The organism is Glutamicibacter sp. GQ173, assembly GCF_059759215.1.
Genome location: NZ_JCAXDT010000013.1, coordinates 34070 through 56200 on the forward strand (window position 1 = coordinate 34070; position 22131 = coordinate 56200).

Genomic DNA, 22131 nt, shown 5'->3' on the forward strand with positions numbered 1-22131 from the left:
ACCATCTTTCCAGCGAAGCGAAGGGGGAGCATGGGCGCGTCAGCCATCGACTGGTCCAACGCAAATCTGCACGCGCAAAAGGCCCGCGAGCTGCTTTCCTCGAAGGAAACTGGAATCAGCGACCTTCCATTGCGCAATGACGTGCGGGAATCCTGGAAGCGGTCGCTGGCCCAAGCTGGCTCAGTCCAGGGCCCGCCGGTTTTGAGCAATGACAGGCTGCGCCTTGCGCGTGAGCGCAGCGAGCTGCAGCGGATCTGGCCCGTGTTCGAGAAATTGCTGGTCCCGGCCGCGACCGACGCCAATCTTCTGGTCGCCCTCGCTGATGCCGGGGGAACCTTGCTGTGGGTGGCTGGAAGCAATGGCTCGATGAGCCAAGCCGAGCATGTGGGCTTCACGGCCGGTGCCGACTGGGCGGAACAGTCCGTGGGCACCTCCGCGCCCGGCATGGCATTGGCCACTGGTTCCGGATCGCAGGTTTCGGGGGCGGAGCATCTGTATGAGCAGGCCCAGCAGTACAGCTGTTCGGCTGTGCCCATCCGGGATCCGCGCACCGGACAGGTGATTGGCGCCATCGACCTGACCGGTGGACCGGAAGCCATCGCAACGCACTCGCTGCCGCTTTTGCAGGCGGCCGTCATGGCGGCAGAAACCCAGCTGCTGCTTCCCGGGGCCGGGGTGGTGGCCGATCCCGATTACCTGGACCTGGGCCGCCCGGACGGCGCGCACCTCGGCTCCTGCCCCGTCTCCCTGCGCCACGCGGAGATTCTGGCGCTTTTGGCGCAGCATCGTGATGGCTTATCCAGCGCCCAGCTGGTTGATGAGCTTTTCGAGCGGCCAGATGCCGCTGCTGAAGGCACGGTCCGTGCCGAAATGGTCCGGCTGCGCAAGGTCCTGGCTTCATCCCCGGGCCGATCGCTGACCTCGCGCCCGTACCGGTTGCAATGGGAACTCCAAACGACCATTGGGCGCCTGTGGAGCGCGCTGGAAAGCGGCGATATCGAAACTGCCCTGCAGCTGTATTCCCCGGGAATGCTCGAGCGATCGCAAGCACCGGGCATCCTCGCCTTGCGCTACCGCGCAGAGGCCGCGCTGCGCGAACTGGTGATGGACCGGGGCAGCGCCCAGCAACTGCTGAATCTCGGACGCCAGCTCGCCGATTCCAACCTGCTGCGCGCCGCCTTGCGCGAGCTTCCCGCCACCTCTCCAGCGCGCTCGCTGATCGTTGCCGAGATCCAGGGGCTCGAAGCCTAGGGGCCCGGACTGCATTGCAACCTGAGTGCAACGTAGCTGTGACTACAGTCTCACTCAAGAGGCTGCGGGGCCGAATCCGCGGCATCAGCCACTGACAAAGGAGTCACGCAGCCATGAGCATTTACGCAAACCCGAATACCGACGGCGCGCTGGTCGATTTCAAGCCGCGCTACGAGAACTACATTGGCGGGCAGTGGGTCGCCCCGTCCAAGGGCATGTACTTCGAGAACGTCACCCCGGTGACCGGCAAGGTCTTCTGCGAGGTGGCCCGCTCCACCGCCGAGGACATCGAGATCGCCCTGGACGCGGCCCACGCGGCGGCGGGCGCCTGGGGCAAGACCAGCCCGGCGCAGCGCGCGGTGATCCTGAACAAGATCGCCGACCGCATCGAGGAAAACCTCGAAATGCTGTCCGTGGCCGAAACCTGGGACAACGGCAAGGCCATCCGCGAATGCCTGAACGCCGACCTCCCGCTGGCGGTGGACCACTTCCGCTACTTCGCCGGAGCCATCCGCGCCCAGGAGGGCAGCCTCTCCCAGCTGGACGATGACACCACCGCCTACCACTACCATGAGCCGCTGGGCGTGGTCGGGCAGATCATCCCGTGGAACTTCCCGCTGCTCATGGCCGTGTGGAAGCTCGCCCCGGCGCTGGCCGCCGGCAACGCGGTCGTCTTGAAACCCGCCGAGCAGACCCCGGTCTCGATCCTGGTTCTCATGGAGCTGATCGGCGACCTGCTGCCCGCCGGCGTGCTGAACGTGGTCAACGGCTTCGGCGTGGAAGCAGGCAAGCCGCTGGCATCCAACAAGCGCATCCGCAAGATCGCCTTCACCGGCGAGACCACCACCGGCCGGCTGATCATGCAGTATGCCTCGGAGAACCTGATCCCGGTGACCCTGGAGCTGGGTGGCAAGTCCCCGAACATTTTCTTCGAGGACATCGCCGCCAAGGATGACGCCTTCTATGACAAGGCCCAGGAAGGGTTCACCCTGTTCGCGCTGAACCAGGGCGAGGTCTGCACCTGCCCATCGCGCGCGCTGATTCAGGAGAGCATCTATGACCGCTTCATGGGAGATGTGGTGGCTCGCACCAAGGCCATCAAGCAGGGCCATCCGCTGGATACTGACACGATGATGGGCGCCCAAGCCTCCAATGACCAGCTGGAGAAGATCCTCTCCTACATGGAGATCGGCAAGGCCGAAGGCGCCAAGGTGCTGCTCGGCGGCGGCCGCGCGGATCTGGGCGGGGAACTCTCCGGGGGCTATTATGTGCAGCCGACCATTTTCGAGGGCACCAATGACATGCGCATCTTCCAGGAGGAGATCTTCGGACCGGTGGTCGCGGTGACCAAGTTCAAGGACTACGACGACGCCATCTCCATCGCCAACGACACCCTGTATGGACTGGGCTCGGGCGTGTGGAGCCGCAACGGCAACGTGGCCTACCGCGCCGGCCGGGCCATCCAGGCCGGACGCGTCTGGGTCAACCAGTATCACGCCTACCCGGCGCACTCGGCCTTCGGCGGGTACAAGTCCTCGGGCATCGGACGTGAGAACCACCTGATGATGCTCGACCACTACCAGCAGACCAAGAACCTGCTCGTCTCCTACTCGGAGGACAAGCTCGGCTTCTTCTAAGCCGGCGTGAATGCACGGCCCCCGGGACCTGAAAGGTCCCGGGGGCCGTGTGCCCTGCGGCTAGCGCGCCAGCGAGGCGTCGATCAGCACCTCGGCCGCGGCCCGCGCCTGGACGGCGGCCTGCGGGTCCGCGCTGATGGCCGCTGTGGTCTGCGCGCCCTCGGCGAGCATCGACAATTGGTGGGCCAGTTCCGGGGGCAGCCCCATATCCGCGGCGAAGCTGGCCATCTGCTGCTGGAAGGACTTCTTGTGCTCCATGACGATCTTGGCGATCTCGGGGTGCGTGCCGCCCAGTTCTCCGAAGGCGTTGATGAATGCGCATCCCCGGAACCCGTCGGAGCAGAACCACTGTTCCAAGTGGCTGTAGACCGCGAGCAGGCGGCCACGTGGATCAGATTCCGCCTCGGCCACGGCGCTGGCCAGGCCGGCTTCCCATTCAACGTGCTTGCGCCGGAGCACCGCGCCGATGATGTCGCCCTTCGCCGGGAACAGCGAGTACATGCGCCGCAGTGACACGCCAGCCGCGGTGCGCAATTCGTCCATGCCTACGGCGGCAAAGCCCTTCCGGTAGTACAGTTCCTCGGCCGCCTCGAGGATCTTTTCCCGTGCTTCGTTTTCATCCATGGGAACATTCTACTTGACACGAGAACGTACGTTCTCATATGCTGTAGCTACACAGCGAGAACGACCGTTCTCGCAAGATTGGAAGGGATGGGTCATGGGCTTCATCAACGTTGGAACTGAAAACAGCACCCCGATCGAGATCTACTACGAAGACCAGGGGGCGGGCCAGCCGGTCGTCTTGATCCACGGCTACCCGCTCAATGGGCATAGCTGGGAACTGCAGACCCGCGAATTGCTTGAACAGGGCTACCGCGTCATCACCTACGACCGCCGGGGATTCGGCAATTCGTCGAAGGCAGGCACCGGCTACAACTACGACACCTTCGCCGCGGACTTGAATACCGTCCTTGAGGAACTTGACCTGCGGGATGCCATTCTGGTCGGCTTCTCCATGGGAACCGGCGAGCTGGCCCGCTACGTCTCGACCTACGGCCATGAGCGGGTGGCCAAGCTGGCGTTCCTTGCATCGCTGGAGCCCTTCCTCCTCCAGCGGGAGGACAACCCGGAGGGCGTGCCGCAGGAGGTCTTCGACGGCATTATCGACGCGGCGAAGAGCGATCGGTATGCCTGGTTCACCCAGTTCTACGACGGGTTCTACAACCTGGACGAAAATCTCGGAACGCGCATCAGCCAGCAGGTGGTCACGGCGAACTGGAACCTCTCGGTCACCAGCGCGCCGGTAGCAGCCTACGCCGTAGTGCCATCCTGGCTGGAGGACTTCCGCCAGGATGTGGAAGCGGTACGGGCCGCCGGGAAGCCAACCTTGATCCTTCACGGCACCAAGGACAATATCCTGCCGATCGATGCCACCGCGAGGCGTTTCCACCAGGCGGTGCCCGAGGCTGAATACGTGGAGATCGAGGGCGCTCCGCATGGGCTGCTGTGGACCCATGCCGATCAGGTGAACAGCGCCTTGACGGCCTTCCTGGCCGGATAGGTTATCCCAGGGCCGCCGCAGCGCACCGGTGCTCCGGGGCAGCGGCGGCCCGCTGCACCGGGGCCACGCGCCTTTGGCCCCTTCATCCTTCGCTGCTTGACGCCAGGGGACTGGTGGCTTGCTGGCGTGAAGCCCTGCTTGCCCAGAAAGTGCTGTCCGGGCAAACGCGCGGCAATGCCGCGCACCCGCAGCTCATGCGCTTCAAGGCGCACACGGATCCGGTGGAAGCAAGGGGCCTGTGCCGGGCCAGGCTCCGGGATGAAGCCTGCGCCAGTGATGCATCTTTGCCCGGGCCAAGATCATCTGGCCTGCGGCGCAAGCTGGAAGCCCGAGACACTGCCGCTGCATCCGCTATTCACCGGCTTCCCCGGTCCGGTCGAGATCTGGGAGAAGGACGCCCGCGCGGAACGCGATGCATCTGGGCGCCGATGAACCGGCATTCCCGGCGCCATGGATTGATATGTAGGAAATCTTGTCAATAGGCATAGACGACCGACCTCGAACCATTTTCAGAAGCGCCCGAGGTCGGTCTTCTGGTACCACCGCGAATCCGCTATCGTGCAGGTGCGTCTTGACGACAAACAAGGTCTGACTGATATCCGCGTGTTGGCTAACGCATGACGAATGTTCGGCTGGAGCCATGCCCTGGTCTAGCATCGAGCGTCACCAGCCAACGGCCGGTGGCTCATAGTCCAACCTGAGATTAGCCCCTCATGCTCCCTGAACACCACAACAGGACCTCGCGGGGTACGTTTAGGAGAAGACTGCGATCATGCAGCCCTCACGTTCTCAGGCGAAAAGGCCGGGGCCTGCAGGCGTGCTTCTTGCAACGGCGCGGCCAAGGCCCAACACCAACCAGCCATTTCCCGGGCAATGGCCGTGTTCGCCTTGACTCGCAGCTTGCCTCGTTGTTCAAAGCACTCCCATCGATCAGAGAGCCGGTGGTTGGCTTTCAACGATGTCACCCGCGTTGGCGAACCGACGAGATCCAGTTGCCGTTGCAGGGTGATGCCGGGCCTGGTGAACGTGGGTTTCTGATGCCATGCGGCTTCCACCAGCAGCCGCCGGGCATAGGTGTTGCCGGCCTTTGTGATCGATCCCTGGCTTCGCTTCTGCCCGGAAGAGTGCTCGCTGGGCACCAGGCCGAGGTAGGAACCGATGGTGCTACCGGTGAACCGGGTCCAGTCGCCGATCTCGACAGCCAAGCCGAAAGCAGTGGTCAAAGCGATCCCGCGCAAGCACATCAACGCGCTGATCACCTCCGCATACTCGCAGGTTGCCGTGACCTCGGCGATGCGCGCATCCAGCCGCTTCAGATGCGCATCAAGCAGTTCCACCAGTTCAAGATCCGCCTGGTAAGAGTACTCGGTGCCAGCGTGCTCGAAATGCTGGCGGTGCAGCCACTCCAGATGTGTCCGGTTCCATTTGGTGGGTTCCGGGTAGCGCAGTCCGTAGCGCAACAGCAAGGCAGCGAGCCGCTGCTTGGCCAGCTTCAGTGTCTTCTGCGCTTGCAGCCTGGTCCTGGACAGATCCCGCAGGGCTTCTTGCTCCACGGTAGGGATGTGCACCTCGGTGACCTCGCCCAGCGACAGCATTCTTGCCAGGCCCAAAGCGTCGCGTTGATCGGTTTTGACGTGGTCCCCTGGAGCACGCAGGAGTTTCGATGGCGCGGCGATCACGCAATCCACGCCATGAGCCAGCAGGTGGCGGGCCAAGGCATACCCGGTGGGACCGGCTTCGTAAACAGCCTTCGCGTCTGAGGGGAATCGTTGGATCCAGGACAGGACCACGTCGGAGTCCATGGCCATTTTGGCACGTTCGACTTCGCCGGTCGCTGGGTTCAGCGCGCAGGCGTCAACGGTTTGGGCATGGACATCCAAACCAATATAGGTACTCTGAAACATGTCGGGACCTCCCAAGTCTCAAATGTGGTGCTCCCAGTGAACACCCTGTCAGCCGTTGGCTGGAAGGGACTTTTTCACTGGGGGTGATCCACGATGAAATTGAGTGGTGGAGGCCCCGACGCGTCTCTTCACCTCATATTGTCTAGCCGGGAGCATTGGTGGACACTGGGTACAGGGGTGGAAACCCAAGCGCTGACGCAGGAGCGAATCATGAGTACCGCGAGAGAAACCAAGGCGACCATCGACGGGGAAAGCTTCTCCCGGGTGGCTTTCACCCCCGAGGCCTTGGAACTGCTGCGCAAGCTCTGGGGGATCCATGGCCCGCTGATGTTCCACCAATCCGGTGGCTGCTGCGACGGCTCCTCTCCCATGTGCTATCCGGCCGGCGAATTCCGCACCGGCGGCTCGGATATCCTGCTCGGCCTGCTTCCCTTGGATGATGAGCAGGGCCAATCACTGGGCGGGGTCGAATTCTGGATGTCCAGGGAGCAGTTCGAGTATTGGAAGCACACCAAGCTGACCGTTGACGTGGTGGCCGGGCGCGGTTCCGGGTTTTCGGTAGAGGCCCCGGAAGGCAAGCGCTTCTTGATCCGCAGCCAGATCATAGAATTTCCCTCCAGCTAGGAGCGATTGATGCAAGGTCCCAAGGTCTATATCCATTTCCCGGGCACCGCCCGCGAAGCGCTGGACTTTTACGCCGGCATTTTTGGCGGCGAGCTCGCGCTGTACACCCTCGAAGAGTTCAACCGCACCGATGGCGACCCGCAGGCCATCGCCCATGGAGAGCTGAACGGCGTGGTCTGCTTGGCCGGCTCCGATGCTTCCGCGGCGGATCGGCCATTTCGCGCCGAAGGGATGATGCTTTCGCTGCTGGGCACCGCGGAACCGGCGGTGCTGCACCGGTGGTTCGACCAGCTTGGCGCCGGAGGCGAAGTGATCGACCCGCTCTCGGTGAAGCCCTGGGGCGCGAGCGACGGGCAGGTGCGCGACCGCTATGGACTGCACTGGCTGATTGGCTACGAAGGCGCCGAGGCAGCGCAGAAATAGCGCTTGCCTCCTTTTCACCTGCCGAACAGGCGGGCGAGGATGCCCTTCTTCGCCTCGTTCCCGTGGCCGGCGCAACGATCCTTGGCTGGAACGCCGCGCATGACGGAATCAACGTGCTGGCCACAGCCAGCCCAGGTGGTCTTCTGGCAGATCTTGCACTGAACCTGGCGGCACATGATTTCTCCTTGGTGTTGGCTATGAAAGGGAAAGGAAGAGCTTTTCGAGCTCTTCGACGCTCAAGCCGTCCTCTTCTTCGGAGGCCTTCTGCGGGTCGGCGATGCAGTACTGCATCGCGGTGGATACTATGGCGAATCCGGCGCGGTCCAGCGCGGTGGACACTGCAGCAAGCTGCGTGACTACTTCCCTGCAGGATCCGTCGGTTTCCACGGCGTTGATCACCGCATCGAGCTGGCCGCGGGCGCGCTTGAGCCGGTTGAGGATTCGCTTGCGGGTTGCTTCATCAGCGGTGCGCATCAATTGCTCCTTGTATTGGTGTCGTGGTCCTCCAGCGCGGTGAGCAGCTGTTCGAACGCAACAGGGTTCAGTGCTCCAGGTTCCGAATGTACAAGTATTCCATTTCTTGAACGCCATCAGCGTCGGGACCGCGGCAATTTGCCTGGCCTTGGCCAGTCTCGGCTGGATTTGCGTGTTGACCTTGCCGAAGGCGATGTCCAGGTGAGTGGCGCTGGCCTGTTCGAAGACCTGAGAGAAGCTACGGCACGGGCCACACCAAGTAGCCCGGAAATCGATGACCACCATCTGGTTTTTCTTGATAGATGAGTCCAGGTGGAATCGGCGATGTCTGCGGTTTCATGATCTCGCTTCCCTAAGAGCTAGCGGACAGCTGGGCATCACGAGGCAGGTTGCACCGAGCAGGCTGGCCGCGCCCGCGACAGCGAGGACGGCGATGCCAGCAGGCGCTGGCAGTTCCTGGGTCAGCACGAAGATGCCCATCGCCAGCACGAACCATCCGAAGCTTCGGCGTAGCGCTTTCTCGTTGATGCGGTGGGCCATACGTGCGCCGGCCAGCGAACCGAGGATCGCGGCAGCCACCAGCCCAGCGGACAGTGGCACGTTCACTGCTACCGAGCCTGCCTGCGCGGCCACGCCGGCAATCGAATTCAAAGCGATGACCAGCAGTGAGGTCCCGACTGCCTGCCCCATGGGCAATCCTGCCAGCAGTACCAGTGCTGGAACAATCAGGAACCCGCCGCCGGCGCCGAGCAGACCGGTAAGCAGCCCAATGCCCAGGCCGATCGGGAGGATCAGCCAGCCAGGCAGCGTGCGCGCTGGCTGCTTGCGACCGCGGATCATGCCCAGGGCGCTGGCTATCATGATCCCCGCGAACCCGGTCATCAGCACGGCGGCAGGGATGCCGTTGGCCAGCATCCCGCCGGCATATGCTCCGATCATGCTCGCTGCAGCAAAGGCCAATCCGGGGCCAAAGCGCACGTTCTTCTTGAATGCATGGGGAACCAGGGCGGCCGCCGATGTCGCGCCCACTACCAGCAAGGAAGTGGCGATCGCTTCGTGGGCCGGCATTTTAGCCATGTAGCTGAGCAGCGGAACCATCAGAATCGACCCTCCGCCTCCAAACAGTCCCAGGCTCAGCCCCACCAGGACGGTAGCGGCCAAGGTCATGATCAGCACGGAGGTTGCCACTGCCTACTTCCCCGTCTTGTTCCAGGGCATCTTGCCCAACACGCTGATCATCGGGCAGGAGTCGCGCACCGCCGAGAACACCAGCCCGCCGCCGATGGCCGCCGAAAGCCAAGCGGCCTTCGGGGAAATGATTTTTGCGCCGATCAGTCCGGCCACCACGAGCGATCCTGTGGTCAGGCGCATCTGGCGGTCTATTGCCCAGCGCTGGATGCCTCGTGCTACGGTGCCGCCGGCAGCCTGGTAGGCGGTAACTCCGCCGCTAAGCACGGTGCCGTGCTCCAAGCCGGCATCCTGCAGCGCGCGCTGAGCCTTGGCTGCGCGGCTGCCGCTATGGCAGATCAGCAGCGGCTTGCCCGGTAGCTTGGCCAGTACCTCGGCGGGATTAGCGGTGAAGACATCCAGCGGCACGTTGCAGGAGCCGGGGATGTGGACGGTTTCGAATTCGCCTGGGGTGCGCACGTCGATCAGCGCGAGATCGGCGTTGGGGGAGTCCACTTGGCACTTGAGCGCTTCGGCGTCCATGGTCATCACTGGGGTACTCATTGACTGCGGGTCACCTTTTCGTTGGGAGGTCGGTTAGTTGGAGCTGTTCTTCCAGCCAAGGTAGCTGCCCTCGAGTTCAACCACGTCGAATCCGGCATCGCGCAGTGCGCTGGCAGCTACTGCGTTGCGCATGCCGCTCTGGCAGTACGTCACGATTTTGCCACCGGCAGGCAGCTCGTCCTGGTGCCACAGCACCTTGCCGCCCGAGAGTTGGAGCGCTCCCGGGATGTGGCCGGCTGCGTGCTCGCTCTTGTTGCGCACATCCAGCAGCAATTCATAGTCGAAATCCTCCAGTTGGTCTGGGGAGATGGACTTCGGAACGGCCAGTGGCAGCCCTTCCAAGCTGGTGGCATAGCCGGTGACCGCGTCAATGCCCACGCGCATCAGGTGTGCGCGGATCTGCTCGGCATGCTCCGCGGATTGGGCTAGCACGATCATCGAGCGCTGGTCGTTCTCCGGGTCGTAGGCCCAGGCGCCGAAGCTGGCGGTTTTGCCCAGGCCGGGAATGGATAATGCTCCTGGAACCGTGCCTGCGGCGATCTCGATGTGCGACCGGGTGTCGATGAATACTGCTGCGCCATCCTGGGTTTGCGCCAGGATTTCTTGGGCACGGACCTTATCGAGGCGCGGCAGCGGGCCAAGCACCGCTGGGCCTTCGCGGTTCTCGCGTTTCATGCGAGCGAAGTAGGCGTGGGCATCGGGCTGGCCATTGAGCAGCTCGTCGATGAAGCCCTGTTCGTCGCCATCAGCCAGATAGCCAGACCACCAGGAGAACTCGCGTTCGTAGCCCAGAGTAGTGGAGGGCACTGAGCCTAGGGCTTTGCCGCAAGCGCTGCCAGAACCGTGGCCCGGATGGACTTGGATATAGTCCGGCAGTTCGGCCAGGGTCTTCTTCAGCGAAGCGTAGAGATCACGGGCTCCTGCGAAGCGGGTGTCCACGCCACCAGCGGCCTCATCGAGCAGATCGGGGCGGCCCAGGTCGCCAGCGAAGATGAAGTCGCCGGAGAGCAGGTAGCCAGGAGCGCTGCTGAAGGCGCCGTCGGTGAGCAGATAGGACAGGTGTTCGGGGGTGTGGCCCGGGGTGTGCCGGGCAATGATCTTCAGGTTGCCCAGGTTGATGGCATCACCGTCCATGAGCCGCTCTGCCTCGAAGCCGTACTGCCAATCCTTGCCGCCTTCACCCGAGACATAGGCCGTTGCGCCGGTGGCAGCTGCCAGTTCGCGGGTGCCGGAGAGGTAATCGGCGTGGATGTGGGTTTCGGCCACAGCGGTGATGCGCATGCCGTGCTTGGCAGCCAATGCCAAGTAGTCGCAGATGTCGCGGCGAGCATCGACGACCAGGGCTTCGCCCTTGGCCTGGCAACCGATGAAGTAGCTGGCCTGCGCCAAGTCCTCGTCGTAAAGGCGTTCGAGAAGCATTCGCTTGTCCTTTCGTCTGGTGTTGAGTCCAGCATAGGATATACCCCCGGGGGTATGTCAATAATACGGTGGGGGGTATACCTGGGATAATGTTGAATCTGGCCAGTGTCGGGCTGCCGCGCCGGCTGCTCCCGCAAGCTGCGCAATCCCTATTGCATCGATTTCGCTCCCATTCGCGCTCGCCGTCTGGGGAGCCCGGGCAATCATCGCCGGCGCCGAATTCCTGTTCCAGGGAACCGGGGGGCAAGACCATGATGACCGGGCCGGTTGGCCATGCCATGCTCGAGACAGGCTTATTTCCCATATCGGCCATCCGCCTGGGCATCACGCTTCGAAAGGCTAGAGCATGAACGAGCAAGAGAACTACGACCTGATTGTCATCGGCGCCGGACCGGTCGGTGAAAATGTGGCCGACTATGCGACCCGCGAGGGGGTGCGCGTGGCCATCGTCGAGTCCGAACTGGTGGGAGGTGAATGCTCCTACTGGGCGTGCATGCCCTCCAAGGCGCTGCTGCGCAGCGGGCATGCGCTGCGCGCGGCCCAGCGGCTGCCCGGCGCCAGGCAAGCGGCCACCGGAAAACTTGATGCCAGCGCGGTGCTGGCAAGGCGCACGCAATTCACCAGCGGATGGAAAGACGACGGGCAGGCCCAATGGCTGAAGTCCGCCGGGATCGAGCTGATCCGTGGCCGCGGCCGGCTGCTGGGGGTCGGCAAGGTGCAGGTCGGCGACCGGATTCTCACCGCGCGCGCCGTGGCGCTGGCCACCGGATCGATCCCCAAGCTCCCGGATATCCCGGGACTGGCCGAAGCCCGGCCCTGGGGAACGCGCGAAATCACCGCGGCGGACCATGTGCCCGAATCCCTGGCCATCCTCGGCGGCGGGGTGGCAGGCACCGAGATGGCCTTCGCCTTCGCTTCGATGGGATCTGCCGTCACGCTGATCTCGCGCGGTCCGCTGCTGGGCCGCGAAGAACCCTTTGCCGGCGAATATGCCGCCGCCGGGCTCAAGGATGCGGGAGTCCAGGTGCGCTTCGGGGCCACCCCCACTCGTATTGACCGCGACCAGCATGGCATGGTCGCTATCGCCCTGGACGATGGATCATCGCTGCGCGCCAGCGAACTGGTGGTGGCGGCCGGGCGCGCCCCTGCCACCCTCGAGCTGGGGCTGGAGGCCGCCGGGGTGGATGCCAAGCTCGCCGTTGATGACAGCATGCTCGTTGCCGGCACCGATTGGCTTTACGCCGTGGGCGATGTGAACGGCCGGGCACTGCTGACCCATCAGGGCAAGTACCAGGCGCGCATTGCCGGGGAGGCGATCGCGGCCCGGCTGAATGGCACCCCGCTTTCAGCCAGTCCGTGGGGTGCGCATGCCGCCACGGCCGATCACCACGCCGTTCCGCGGGTCATCTTCACCGATCCGGAGGTGGCCGCCGTGGGGCTGACCGAATCCCAAGCCAGGGACGCTGGAATCCCCGTGCAGATCGCGGCCTATGACCTGGGCCAGGTCGCCGGTGCGAGCCTGCATGCCGATGGCTATTCCGGGCGCGCCCAGCTGGTGATCGACCGGGAGCGCCAGGTGGTGATCGGGGCGACGTTTGTTGGCCAGGATGTGGCCGAGCTGCTTCATGCGGCCACCATCGCGATCGTCGGTGAAATCCCGCTGGATCGGCTGTGGCATGCGGTCCCGGCCTACCCGACCATCAGCGAAATTTGGCTACGCCTGCTGGAAACCTGCCGCCAGGCTATCTAGATGCGCGGCGAGCCGGTTGCTGGCATTTTCCAGATGCCGGGCCAAGAGCTCCGCGGCTCCTTGCTGGTCGCCGGCGGCGATCTTCTCCAGCAGGCGGGCGTGCTCGTCAGCGATGTCGCAGGTGTTCAGCAGCGTCGCGTCCTGGACCTGGGTCATGCACAGGCGGATCTCGTCGCTGAGCTGGCCGTAGATGGCACTGGTGCGAGAAGACCCCAAGGCTTGGACCAGCGCGCTGTGGAATCGCACGTCGGGATCGACGATCTGGATCGGCGAAGCCTCCGAGAGCGCGGTGATTTCCGCGTTGGCCTCGCGGGCGGCTTCCGGAACCCGGGAAGTGCTGGCCAGCAGGCGCACCGCTTCGGCCTCGATGATCGCGCGGGTGCGGTAGATATCGCGGGCGTCGACCGAGGAAAGACGCGTAACCCGGGCGCTCTGGTGCGCGTTGCGGGTCAGCAGGCCGCTGGCCACCAGATTTTCCAGTGCGGCCTTGGCTGTGGGCCGGGCGACCTCATAGTGCGCGGCCACATCCACTTCGCCCAAGGGCGTGCCAGGAGCCAGCTCGCCGCTGAAGATCCGGGTACGCAGCGAGGCGATGACCGCCTGGACCACCGAAACCACTCCTAAACGGGCCGCCACTGGGATCCTTTCGCACAGGCAGAAAATAACTATGCAAGTATCCCATGAATCGTACTACGATGGCATGTGTACTTGTTAGACAATTTCCTTCTTGGGCAGGTTTTGCTTGCCTTCCACACAGGAGCGCACCATGGCATTGAGCACGCCGGCACTCGGTGAACCTACGGTTTCATCCAGCATTCTCGACCTCGTCAGCGAACCTGAGCGCGTCAAAACCCGATCCATCGACCGCGTCGCCTACGCCTCGGATGCCTCGCACTACCTGTACACCCCGCAGGCCGTGATCCTGGCCAAGGATGCCACCGAAGTATCGGCCCTGCTGCGCGCGGCCGCCAGCAACAACCAGCCGGTCACCCTGCGCTCGGGCGGCACCTCGCTGGCCGGCCAAGCCAGCGGCGACGGGCTGATGATCGACGTGCGCCGCAATTTCCGCGAGATCCAGGTGCTCGATAATGGGGCACGCGTGCGCGTCCAGCCCGGCGCCACCGTGCGCCAAGTCAACGCGCGCCTGGCCGTCTACGGCACCAAGCTCGGCCCGGATCCCGCCAGCGAGGCCGCCTGCACCATCGGCGGAGTGATCGCCAACAACTCCTCGGGCATGGCCTGCGGCACCGAATTCAACACCTACCGCACCCTGGAATCGATGATCTTCGTGCTGCCCTCGGGCACCATGATCAATACCGCCGATCCCGACGCCGACCGCCAGCTGGCCGCCGCCGAGCCGCAGCTGGTCGCCACCCTGGACAGGCTGCTGGACCGCGTGCGCGCCAACCCGGCCTCGGTAGCCAAGATCCAGAAGCACTTCGCCCTGAAAAACACCATGGGCTATGGGCTGAACGCCTTCCTGGACTATGGCACCCCGGCCGAGCTGATGGCCCACCTGATCATCGGTTCCGAAGGCACCCTGGCTTTTGTCGCCGAGGCAGTGTTCCGCACCGTGCCCATCCGCAAACTGGCCGTCGCCACCCTGGCAGTCTTCGATAACCTCGATCTGGCCACCCGAGCGCTGCCCGAACTGCTGGATTCCGGTGCCGCGACCCTGGAACTCATGGACTCCACCTCGCTACGCGTGGGCCAAGGGCTGCCCGGTGTCCCCGATGCCATTATGGGTTTTGACGTGGATCAACAGGCCGCGTTGCTCGTTGAATACCATGCCGACGCTGCCGAGGAATTGGCTGGACTGCAAAACGCCGGCCAGCGCCTGCTGGATTCGGCTGCGCTGCGCGCCCCGGCGCTGCTCTCCCAGGACGCCAAGAACCGCAATGCAGCCTGGAAATTCCGCAAGGGGCTCTACGCCTCGGTGGCCGGTGCCCGTGTTTCCGGGACCACTGCCCTGCTCGAAGATGTGGTCGTCCCCGTTCAATCGCTGGCCGAAACCTGTGGCTGCCTGCAGGAACTGTTCACCGAGCACGGCTACGAGGACTCGGTGATCTTCGGGCACGCCAAGGACGGCAATATCCACTTCATGCTCACCGACCGTTTCGAGGGCGATGCGGCACTGAACCGCTACAACGCCTTCAACGAAAAAATGGTCGAACTGATCCTCTCCAAGGATGGCAACCTCAAGGCCGAGCACGGAACCGGCCGCGCCATGGCGCCATTTGTCCGTGCGCAGTACGGCGACGAACTCTACGACGTGCACCTGGAACTCAAGGCCGCCTGCGACCCGCGCCTGATGATGAATCCGGGCGTGATCATCGACGAGGACCACGCAGCGCACATTCGCAACATCAAGCTCAATGAAACCATTGAACTTGAGGCTGACCACTGCGTGGAATGCGGTTATTGCGAGCCGGTCTGCCCCTCCAAGGACCTGACTCTCACCCCGCGCCAGCGCATCGTGGTGCGCCGCGCCATCGCCAAGGCCGAGGCTGAGGGCAACGCCGAATTGGCCGCCGAGCTGGAGCGCGATTTCGAATACAACGGCGTGCAGACCTGTGCCGTGGACGGAATGTGCGTTACCGCCTGCCCGGTCGGCATTAACACCGGCCTGCTGGTCAAGCGCCTGCGCCGCGAAGACGCGCACCCGGTGCTCGCCGCCGGATTCAAAGCGGCTGCCAAGGGCTGGGGCCCGGCCACACGGGTCGGCTCGATAGCGCTCAGCATTGCCGATAAGTTCCCTGCCACGCTGGTTGAAGGCATCACCGATGCGGCCCGCAAGGTCGTGGGCACCGACCTCATGCCACGCTACGAGGCGGATCTTCCTGGCGGCGGCAAGGCCCGCAATCCACTGGCTGGCAATCTGGGTGCTGCTGGCTCCGAATCGCTGGCCGTCTACCTCCCGGCCTGTGTGAACTCGATGTTCGGACCGGCCGGCGAGGGCGAAGGTGTGGCTTCAGCCTTCACCAAGTTGTTGCATGCCTCGGGTGTCTCGGTATTTGTTCCGCCGGGCATCGAATCCATGTGCTGTGGCACCCCATGGACTTCCAAGGGCTATGCCGATGGGCATGAAGCAATGGCCGCTCGGGTGCTCGAAGAAGTTCGCGCGGCTATGCCCGGCAAGAACCTGCCGGTGATTTCGGACGCGACCAGCTGCACGGAGGGCTTTGCCCACACCCTTGAGGCGCATGGATACGAGGTGGTCGACTTGTTGGCATTCACCTCGAAGCACCTGCTGGAGAAGTTGCCTCGGATCGAGAAGATTTCCTCGCTGACCCTGCACCCCACCTGTTCGTCGACCCAGATGGGCCTCAACTCGGACTTGCAGAAAATTGCTGAGGCCGTGGCGCAGACGGTGAATACCCCGGTGAACTGGGGCTGTTGTGCTTTCGCCGGGGATCGCGGCATGCTGCATCCTGAGCTGACCGATTCGGCAACCGCGCGCGAAGCAGCCGAGGTTCGCGATCTTGATGCCGCGGCCCATGCTTCGTGCAACCGCACCTGTGAATTGGGAATGACGAGGGCAACCGGAAAGGAATACCGCCACGTGGTCGAGCTTCTCGCTGAAGCTGCCACTAAGCAGTTGTGATGGCGCCGTCCAAGGAGGTGTTTCCGGGAGGCGTGCTCATTGGTGCGAAAAGTACTCATCAGCTCTGGATCGGTGCCAAATACCCTAGTCGAGTGATGATGTGTTCGAAATAGGGTTAATCTTAGTCATCAATGATGCTCGGAGGGAGCCACATGCGCATCGCTGTTATGCAGAGCGAAGCAGAGGTCTTGGGGATTGAACGCAATCTAAATGCCATCGATCAAGCCGCGCAGCGTGCCGCTGGAGATGGCGCAAAAATCTTGCTCACCTCCGAACTTTTTGCCGTGGGCTATGCGCCTTACGTCCTGCGTGATTCGTTGGATGTTTCCCTGTTGCCTTCCGCGCATGAGCGGCTGTCGCACATAGCGGCGAAGCATTCGATAGCCCTGGTTTACTCCCTTCCCGAAATCACTGATGATGGCTGGCTGATCACTTCAACTTTCCTTGATGATCGCGGAATGAAGCGTGCTCATTATCAGAAGGTCCAGCTCTTTGGAGCTGAAGAACATGAAGTGTTCATCGCGGGCAGCAACCCTCCTGCATCATTTGATTACAAGGGAATGACGTTGGGCATGGTGATCTGCTTCGATGTGGAATTTCCTGAGGTTGTCCGTGAGGCCGCTCGTCGTTCGGTGCAACTTTTGCTCGTCCCGACGGCTATGGGGCGCGGATATGAGCAGGTTTGCACTCGTTTGGTTCCGACGCGTGCCATGGAAAGCCAGCTTTTCATCGCCTACGCGAACCACTGCGGTTCTGAAGCTGGATTCGACTTGGCGGGAACTAGCGTCATCGCCGGTGCTGACGGTGCCGTCTTGGCCCAAGCTGGATCTGGTGCAGAACTTCTTGCAGCCGAGATTGACGTGAGTTCTTTGGCGCAGATCAGGGCTGAAGTTCCGTATCTTTCGGAGGCCCGACGGGACCTTTACGCTCAATGGCAATCCGCGGAATGATCAACTTCTAGGGCATTTCCACACGGCGAAGCGCCGTGTGGAAACACCTTGAGTTTTGGGATTGCGGTTATGCCGCAGAGGCTTCCGGGGCATCGCGCCCGCTCAGTTTTTCCTTGAAGTCGTTGAACCATTTTGAATCGGTCGTCAACTGCGGGAAAGGCTTGTGAATGTATCCGGTCGCCGGTGGAGCTGTGGACCGATACGACATCCCGGATACCGGATTGATGAGCATGGTGTGCTGGTCCTTCAAGAGGGTAAATTCAAACCAGCCGCGGGCCTCTTTGGTTTTGTTGCAGACCTTGCAGCGGCCGCAGCAATTATGCACGCTGGTCTTTCCACCCTTTGCGTACTGCTTCACGTGGTCTGCTTCTTCGACGATTCCGTCGCAAAAAGGTGTGCGGCAATTCCGGTCTCGAATGCTGATGAATTTTTTGAGCTTCTCCGGGAAGATCCGGGCTTTGGAATCCATGCTTATCAAATCCTGATCTCCGGGTGCCGTGTAGATCCTGGAAAGTTCAGTCAGCACTTCGATCTGCTCAATGTGTTCCGGAGTGATCCTTGCTTCCATCTCTTCAAAGGTCAGTTCGTTCTCGATTTGATGTCCGCCGATCCATTCACGCACATCTTGTGCAGGGATGTATCCGTAGCCTTCAAGGTATGCGGGTTCCCGTTCGCCCTGGAACAGGGCTCGATCAGTCATGATGACGCCAACCTGCAAATTGATTGGCATCTTTGAAGGCTCGCCGATCATCATGTAGCTAAAGAGGATATCCGCCCTGATCTGTTCGAGAGTGCGCTTGTCGCCCTTTTTCTTGAGCTTGCGGGACTCCTTGTAGAGATAGTTTCTAAGTCCCATGCCGGGAAGCAGCGGGAACTGCGCAGTTAGCTTCACGCTGCCGGACGCTTCATCGATCTCCATGCGAGCGAATCGGCGCTCTTCGATGGTTTTATGCTCCTTGGAGACCGGATCGGAATTGTAGGAGAGCGTGAATTTCCGAACGGTGTCCTTGATCTGGTTCCGTCCCATGGACTCGAACATGTCTGGATTCTGGCCGTAGATCCCATCAAATTCTGTACGGCGTTGCGCTTTGACGGTCTGCAGCTCGTTGAGGATTGCCAAGACTTGGGGCTCGGTAAGTTCACCCCTGGAAAATGCGGCGGCAATATTAGGTGTGTCTTCTAGCAAGATGCGGCAGTTGACTAGGTAGTTGCGGAATCCGGTTGGGGATTGTTTACGGGCGATGGCCACGCTGCCGGCTGCGCCACGGGTCTGATCATCCAGGTTGACTCCGCGTTCTTCATGATCGCGAACAAACTCTTTCTCCAGATGATAGGAAAGGCAGGCTTGCTGGAATCGGGCAGAAGCTATGAGGGCTTCGAGCACCTCAATGCCACGGACGCAGTCCGCTTTACCGCCGTGGTCTTGCATCCACGCCAGTTCTTTCTGCAGTGCGAGCCAGTGGTTCTCGAACTCCTCTGGCTCTACCGCTGGGGGCAGGCTATCTCCGTGCGCCTTTGCTTCGGACATACTCTAATTATACTTCGCAACCTCGAATATGTCTTCGAATAGTGTGGAAAACTTTAACCAGACCCAGGCCGGTTCTGCCTAGCTCCTGGCGAGGAAGTTCAGTGCGAGGTAGAGCTCCTGGCGCACGTCTGCCCGGTTCAGGTCCTTGTCGAGAACCTCGCCGATGGTAGCGATGTGGCGGCGCACGGAATTGCGATGCAGGTCGATGTTCTTTGATGTTTGGTCCCACGATCCGTTGGCCTCCAGCCAGCCTTGAAGCACCTCGAGATAGAGGTCGCGACGGGCATCGGGCAGTTCAAGGATTGGCGCGAGGGCCTCTTCGGCGAGTTGCTTGCCTGCCTGCGGCGGCAGGAGGGACAGGAATGAGCGCGGAATGGATCGGGAATCGAGGCTCTGGCGCTTTTCGCGGATGCGGGGGAGCAGCCCGGTGGCCTGGGCTTGCAGGTCGCCCAGTTTTTCGCCGAGTTGGAGGTCGGCTGGTTCGGGTGTGCTGAAGGCGGCGACGTACCCGGACGTTTTGAGTCGATCGAATATGGCCTGGGTCGGCTTGGCCCGGGTGAGCGCAATGAAGTGGTCGTCCTGCTGCATTGCCAGGCGGGTGTCCAACAGCGCTTGGAGGTGGGTGAGGTGCAGTGCGAGCGGTTGTTCGGCTGGGGCGTCCAGCGGCGAAATGACTGCAATGCGGATGGGCTGCGTGTTGCCGCCGCCAAGGCTTGCAGCTAGCAGGGCGAGGTCCGGGGCGTCGAGGGTGGCGCGCGAACGCAGAAGCAGTGCGGTGGCCAGCTGGGTTGAGGCGGGGGAGCTGGCGGCGCGTTCGCGCGCGAGGACGTCGAGCAGGCCCAGTGCGGTGGTGATCAGGTTGTGGTCAAAGGCCGAGGGGGTGCGCGCGAAGCCGATGCATAGCACGCCCAGCAATGGCGCGCGGCCGGACGAGGCGAGTGTGGCGCGGATCGGAAAAGCCAGGTCAACCTGCGAATCTGAGCGGTGCATGGCAAATTGCTGGTTGTTGGCGCCGCTGGCGGCCTGTTCGAAGAGCTCGGATTTGAGTTGGTCGCCGAGGTCGGTGGTTTCGGCGGTGGAGGCCTCGTGGCGGATCTTTCCCTCGGATCCGAGCAGGCGGACGCTGGCCTTGAGCCGCTGGGAGAGGACGGTGGCCAGCTGGGCTTCGGGATCCGGGTGGGCCAGGCAGCGCAGGAGGGCGCGGTTGGCTTCGGCGCTGCCGCGCAGCTGGGCGGCATTGTCGGCCTCGATCAGTTGCGCGAAGGCGATGCCGATGGCGGCGAAGGGGACGCTGGGCGGAATTTCCAGCAGTGGCAGGTCGTGCTCGCGGCAGGCGTCGAGCACGGTGGGCGGGATGGCGGTGAAATAGGGCTCGAGGCCGAAGCCCAGGGCGCTGACCTTGGCCTGGGCGAGCCGGGCGATGAATTGCCGGACCTGCTCGGGGTCTTGATCATGGCCGAGCAACGGGTAGCCGCTGGTGAGGATCATTTCCTCGTCGAGCAGGTAGTCGGTGGGATCGTCCATGTCGCTGGCCTCGACCCAGCGCAAGGGCCGATCGCCGGCGTCGTGGGCCAGGGAGATTTCCGGGGGCAGCTGGCGCAGGAAGCGGCGCAGCGTGATGCCGGGTGCTGTCGCGTCGAACGCTGATTGCTGTGGTGCGGAATGTCCCATGAGAAACTATTTTAGTTCAAAACTTACATCTTGAGAGCCGGATCACAGATCTAGGCTTGAAGGCGGAAGAAAAACCACAGTGCAGCACAATCCACAATGCAGCGAGGACCCGAGATGAACAGCACCACTGGCGCCAGGCCGAAACAAGCCACTGGCCTTGGCCCGCAGCTGCGGCGCCGCAAATCGATCCAGCAGATGATCGGCGACGCGGAATCCAGCTCATCGGGCGGTGCGCTGCGCCGCACCCTGGGCATGTGGCAGCTGACCATGATCAGCGTCGGCGCCACCATGGGCACCGGCATTCTGGTGATCCTGGGCGCGACCGTGCCGATCGCCGGCCCGGCCATCTGGATCTCCTTCGTGATCGCTGGCGTGACCGCGCTGCTCTCGGCAGTGTCCTACGCGGAAATGGCAGGCATGGTGCCGGTGGCCGGCTCCAGCTACTCCTATTCCTACGCGACCATGGGCGAAGGGATCGCCTGGATCTGCGGCTGGTGCCTGGTGCTCGAATACGCGGTCTCGGTGGCCGCGGTGGCGGTGGGCGCCGGCGAATACGTCAACGAAACCCTGCGGGCCTTTAATATGCAGCTGCCCGACTCCTTGGCCGGCGGGCCGGCCGAAGGCGGGGTGGTGAACCTGCCGGCGCTGATCGTCGTGGTCCTGGCCACCTTGCTGCTGGTGCGCGGCGCCCGCGAATCGGCCATTGTGAATACCGTGGTGGTGGTCATCAAGGCCGGCATCCTCGTCTTTTTCTCGATCGTCGCCTTCAGCGCCTTCAACGCCGGCAACTTCGAGCCGCTGCTGCCGATGGGCGCTGCCGGCGTGACCGCGGCGGCCTCCAGCGTGTTCTTCTCCTATATCGGTTTTGACGCCGCCTCCACGGCCGGCGAAGAGGCCAAGAACCCCAAGCGCGATCTGCCGCGCGCGATCATGCTCTCGATGCTGATCGTGACCATCACCTACGTTTTGGTGGCGGTCTCCGCGATCGGCGCCCGCGAGTGGACCTGGTTCGAGGGCACCGAAGCGGCGCTGGTGCAGATCGTCGGCGAGCTGACCGGACAGCCATGGCTGGTGCTGGTCTTCGCGCTGGCCTCGGTGCTGGCCATCGCCTCGGTGGTGCTGACCGTGCTCTACGGGCAGACCCGCATCCTGCTGTCCATGTCCCGAGACGGGCTGGTGCCGGCGGCCTTCGGCAAGATCTCCCCGCGCACCGGAACCCCGGTGATCGGCACCCTGATCACCGGCATCCTGGTGGCGATCACCGCCGGGTTCATCCCGCTGGGCGCGCTGGCCGACGCGACGAGCATCGGCACCCTGTTCGCCTTCGCGCTGGTGGGCGTCTCGGTGATGTACCTGCGCCGCAAGCAGCCGCTGGCACCGCGCACCTTCAAGGTGCCCTTCTACCCGATCACCCCGATCCTCGGCGTGGCCGCCTGCCTGTTCCTGATGAGCCAGCTGGGCTGGCACACCTGGGTGGTCTTCGGCGCCTGGATGGCCGTGGGCATCGTGATCTACCTGGCCTATGGCCGCCGCCGCTCGGTGCTCGGGAAGCTGAGCAAGCAGGAATATATCGACAGCCACCTTTTGAACAGCAAGTAGGAACA

The 22131-nt window shown here is 63.0% G+C and carries 20 protein-coding genes and 2 pseudogenes; 11 read left to right on the forward strand and 11 right to left on the reverse strand.

Going from position 1 to position 22131, the window contains the following annotated elements; genetic code table 11:
• The first annotated feature begins 30 nt into the window (after window positions 1–30).
• A complete protein-coding gene (locus tag AC6CHO_RS16675; RefSeq protein ID WP_498216612.1) occupies window positions 31–1251 on the forward strand; it encodes a GAF domain-containing protein in 1221 nt (406 codons plus the stop codon).
• A gap of 113 nt (window positions 1252–1364) precedes the next feature.
• Entirely contained in the window at window positions 1365–2888 is a 1524-nt protein-coding gene (adh, locus tag AC6CHO_RS16680; protein ID WP_498216613.1) for an aldehyde dehydrogenase, read from the forward strand.
• A 60-nt stretch (window positions 2889–2948) separates the two neighbouring features.
• Here adh and AC6CHO_RS16685 read toward each other — a convergent pair whose 3' ends face one another.
• Window positions 2949–3512 carry a TetR/AcrR family transcriptional regulator gene (locus AC6CHO_RS16685; protein ID WP_498216614.1) on the reverse strand — a complete coding sequence of 188 codons (564 nt, stop codon included), beginning with the start codon at window positions 3510–3512 and terminating at the stop codon, window positions 2949–2951.
• Window positions 3513–3606: 94 nt separating this feature from the next.
• On the opposite strand from AC6CHO_RS16685, the gene AC6CHO_RS16690 reads away from it, so the two are divergent.
• The 3 genes and pseudogenes from AC6CHO_RS16690 to AC6CHO_RS16700 all read left to right on the forward strand — a co-directional run bounded on the left by AC6CHO_RS16690 (window position 3607) and on the right by AC6CHO_RS16700 (window position 4881).
• Window positions 3607–4449 (forward strand): alpha/beta fold hydrolase, encoded by an 843-nt coding sequence (locus AC6CHO_RS16690; RefSeq protein ID WP_498216615.1) that lies wholly within the window; start codon window positions 3607–3609, stop codon window positions 4447–4449.
• A gap of 113 nt (window positions 4450–4562) precedes the next feature.
• Window positions 4563–4625 (forward strand): annotated as a pseudogene (locus AC6CHO_RS16695) (pyrimidine dimer DNA glycosylase/endonuclease V); the annotation flags it as partial.
• Between the two features lie 97 nt (window positions 4626–4722).
• On the forward strand, window positions 4723–4881 hold the full coding sequence (locus AC6CHO_RS16700; RefSeq protein WP_498216636.1) for a hypothetical protein: 159 nt from the start codon (window positions 4723–4725) through the stop codon (window positions 4879–4881).
• 338 nt (window positions 4882–5219) lie between these two features.
• Here the strand turns inward: AC6CHO_RS16700 and AC6CHO_RS16705 are convergent, their stop codons facing one another.
• Complete coding sequence (locus AC6CHO_RS16705) at window positions 5220–6353, reverse strand: IS110 family RNA-guided transposase (RefSeq protein ID WP_498216616.1); 1134 nt, start codon at window positions 6351–6353, stop codon at window positions 5220–5222.
• A gap of 210 nt (window positions 6354–6563) precedes the next feature.
• Here AC6CHO_RS16705 and AC6CHO_RS16710 point away from each other — a divergent pair, with 210 nt between their 5' ends.
• Together AC6CHO_RS16710 and AC6CHO_RS16715 are read left to right on the forward strand one after the other, a co-directional pair.
• Window positions 6564–6977 carry a DUF779 domain-containing protein gene (locus tag AC6CHO_RS16710; RefSeq protein ID WP_498216617.1) on the forward strand — a complete coding sequence of 138 codons (414 nt, stop codon included), beginning with the start codon at window positions 6564–6566 and terminating at the stop codon, window positions 6975–6977.
• 9 nt (window positions 6978–6986) lie between these two features.
• On the forward strand, window positions 6987–7400 hold the full coding sequence (locus AC6CHO_RS16715) for a VOC family protein (protein WP_498216618.1): 414 nt from the start codon (window positions 6987–6989) through the stop codon (window positions 7398–7400).
• A gap of 14 nt (window positions 7401–7414) precedes the next feature.
• Here AC6CHO_RS16715 and AC6CHO_RS16720 read toward each other — a convergent pair whose 3' ends face one another.
• The 6 genes and pseudogenes from AC6CHO_RS16720 to AC6CHO_RS16745 form a co-directional block, all read right to left on the reverse strand.
• Window positions 7415–7576 carry a DUF8730 family Cys-rich protein gene (locus AC6CHO_RS16720; RefSeq protein ID WP_498216619.1) on the reverse strand — a complete coding sequence of 54 codons (162 nt, stop codon included), beginning with the start codon at window positions 7574–7576 and terminating at the stop codon, window positions 7415–7417.
• A gap of 19 nt (window positions 7577–7595) precedes the next feature.
• Entirely contained in the window at window positions 7596–7874 is a 279-nt protein-coding gene (locus AC6CHO_RS16725) for a metal-sensitive transcriptional regulator (protein WP_060700255.1), read from the reverse strand.
• A gap of 162 nt (window positions 7875–8036) precedes the next feature.
• A pseudogene (locus tag AC6CHO_RS16730) lies at window positions 8037–8159 on the reverse strand (thioredoxin family protein); the annotation flags it as partial.
• Between the two features lie 51 nt (window positions 8160–8210).
• Entirely contained in the window at window positions 8211–9062 is an 852-nt protein-coding gene (locus tag AC6CHO_RS16735) for a sulfite exporter TauE/SafE family protein (RefSeq protein ID WP_498216620.1), read from the reverse strand.
• Window positions 9063–9065: 3 nt separating this feature from the next.
• Window positions 9066–9605, reverse strand: coding sequence for a rhodanese-like domain-containing protein (locus AC6CHO_RS16740; protein ID WP_498216621.1), 540 nt, complete (start codon window positions 9603–9605; stop codon window positions 9066–9068).
• 33 nt (window positions 9606–9638) lie between these two features.
• On the reverse strand, window positions 9639–11024 hold the full coding sequence (locus AC6CHO_RS16745; protein WP_498216622.1) for an MBL fold metallo-hydrolase: 1386 nt from the start codon (window positions 11022–11024) through the stop codon (window positions 9639–9641).
• 346 nt (window positions 11025–11370) lie between these two features.
• Between AC6CHO_RS16745 and AC6CHO_RS16750 the strand changes: the two genes are divergently transcribed.
• Window positions 11371–12774 carry a dihydrolipoyl dehydrogenase family protein gene (locus AC6CHO_RS16750; RefSeq protein WP_498216623.1) on the forward strand — a complete coding sequence of 468 codons (1404 nt, stop codon included), beginning with the start codon at window positions 11371–11373 and terminating at the stop codon, window positions 12772–12774.
• Here the strand turns inward: AC6CHO_RS16750 and AC6CHO_RS16755 are convergent.
• Window positions 12739–13410, reverse strand: a complete 672-nt coding sequence (locus tag AC6CHO_RS16755) for a GntR family transcriptional regulator (RefSeq protein WP_498216624.1) — start codon at window positions 13408–13410, stop codon at window positions 12739–12741. The two genes, AC6CHO_RS16750 and AC6CHO_RS16755, sit on opposite strands and share 36 nt — an antisense overlap.
• Window positions 13411–13540: 130 nt before the next feature.
• On the opposite strand from AC6CHO_RS16755, the gene AC6CHO_RS16760 reads away from it, so the two are divergent.
• Together AC6CHO_RS16760 and AC6CHO_RS16765 are read left to right on the forward strand one after the other, a co-directional pair.
• Window positions 13541–16378 (forward strand): FAD-binding and (Fe-S)-binding domain-containing protein, encoded by a 2838-nt coding sequence (locus AC6CHO_RS16760; protein WP_498216625.1) that lies wholly within the window; start codon window positions 13541–13543, stop codon window positions 16376–16378.
• A 152-nt stretch (window positions 16379–16530) separates the two neighbouring features.
• Complete coding sequence (locus AC6CHO_RS16765; RefSeq protein ID WP_498216626.1) at window positions 16531–17328, forward strand: carbon-nitrogen hydrolase family protein; 798 nt, start codon at window positions 16531–16533, stop codon at window positions 17326–17328.
• Between the two features lie 67 nt (window positions 17329–17395).
• Here AC6CHO_RS16765 and AC6CHO_RS16770 read toward each other — a convergent pair whose 3' ends face one another.
• The gene (locus AC6CHO_RS16770) at window positions 17396–18856 is read right to left on the reverse strand and encodes an HNH endonuclease (protein ID WP_498216627.1); all 1461 of its coding nucleotides are present in this window, start codon (window positions 18854–18856) and stop codon (window positions 17396–17398) included.
• A gap of 78 nt (window positions 18857–18934) precedes the next feature.
• Window positions 18935–20527, reverse strand: a complete 1593-nt coding sequence (locus tag AC6CHO_RS16775; RefSeq protein WP_498216628.1) for a PucR family transcriptional regulator — start codon at window positions 20525–20527, stop codon at window positions 18935–18937.
• Between the two features lie 114 nt (window positions 20528–20641).
• On the opposite strand from AC6CHO_RS16775, the gene AC6CHO_RS16780 reads away from it, so the two are divergent.
• Entirely contained in the window at window positions 20642–22126 is a 1485-nt protein-coding gene (locus AC6CHO_RS16780) for an amino acid permease (protein ID WP_498216629.1), read from the forward strand.
• Window positions 22127–22131: the final 5 nt, after the last annotated feature.

Bases quoted from the DNA above. Each gene is read 5' to 3' on its own strand.
- AC6CHO_RS16675 (WP_498216612.1), top strand. From the start codon at position 31: ATGGGCGCGTCAGCCATCGACTGGTCCAACGCAAATCTGCACGCGCAA.
- adh (WP_498216613.1), top strand. From the start codon at position 1,365: ATGAGCATTTACGCAAACCCGAATACCGACGGCGCGCTGGTCGATTTC.
- AC6CHO_RS16685 (WP_498216614.1), bottom strand. From the start codon at position 3,512: ATGGATGAAAACGAAGCACGGGAAAAGATCCTCGAGGCGGCCGAGGAA.
- AC6CHO_RS16690 (WP_498216615.1), top strand. From the start codon at position 3,607: ATGGGCTTCATCAACGTTGGAACTGAAAACAGCACCCCGATCGAGATC.
- AC6CHO_RS16705 (WP_498216616.1), bottom strand. From the start codon at position 6,353: ATGTTTCAGAGTACCTATATTGGTTTGGATGTCCATGCCCAAACCGTT.
- AC6CHO_RS16710 (WP_498216617.1), top strand. From the start codon at position 6,564: ATGAGTACCGCGAGAGAAACCAAGGCGACCATCGACGGGGAAAGCTTC.
- AC6CHO_RS16715 (WP_498216618.1), top strand. From the start codon at position 6,987: ATGCAAGGTCCCAAGGTCTATATCCATTTCCCGGGCACCGCCCGCGAA.
- AC6CHO_RS16720 (WP_498216619.1), bottom strand. From the start codon at position 7,576: ATGTGCCGCCAGGTTCAGTGCAAGATCTGCCAGAAGACCACCTGGGCT.
- AC6CHO_RS16725 (WP_060700255.1), bottom strand. From the start codon at position 7,874: ATGCGCACCGCTGATGAAGCAACCCGCAAGCGAATCCTCAACCGGCTC.
- AC6CHO_RS16740 (WP_498216621.1), bottom strand. From the start codon at position 9,605: ATGAGTACCCCAGTGATGACCATGGACGCCGAAGCGCTCAAGTGCCAA.
- AC6CHO_RS16745 (WP_498216622.1), bottom strand. From the start codon at position 11,024: ATGCTTCTCGAACGCCTTTACGACGAGGACTTGGCGCAGGCCAGCTAC.
- AC6CHO_RS16750 (WP_498216623.1), top strand. From the start codon at position 11,371: ATGAACGAGCAAGAGAACTACGACCTGATTGTCATCGGCGCCGGACCG.
- AC6CHO_RS16760 (WP_498216625.1), top strand. From the start codon at position 13,541: ATGGCATTGAGCACGCCGGCACTCGGTGAACCTACGGTTTCATCCAGC.
- AC6CHO_RS16765 (WP_498216626.1), top strand. From the start codon at position 16,531: ATGCGCATCGCTGTTATGCAGAGCGAAGCAGAGGTCTTGGGGATTGAA.
- AC6CHO_RS16770 (WP_498216627.1), bottom strand. From the start codon at position 18,856: ATGTCCGAAGCAAAGGCGCACGGAGATAGCCTGCCCCCAGCGGTAGAG.
- AC6CHO_RS16775 (WP_498216628.1), bottom strand. From the start codon at position 20,527: ATGGGACATTCCGCACCACAGCAATCAGCGTTCGACGCGACAGCACCC.
- AC6CHO_RS16780 (WP_498216629.1), top strand. From the start codon at position 20,642: ATGAACAGCACCACTGGCGCCAGGCCGAAACAAGCCACTGGCCTTGGC.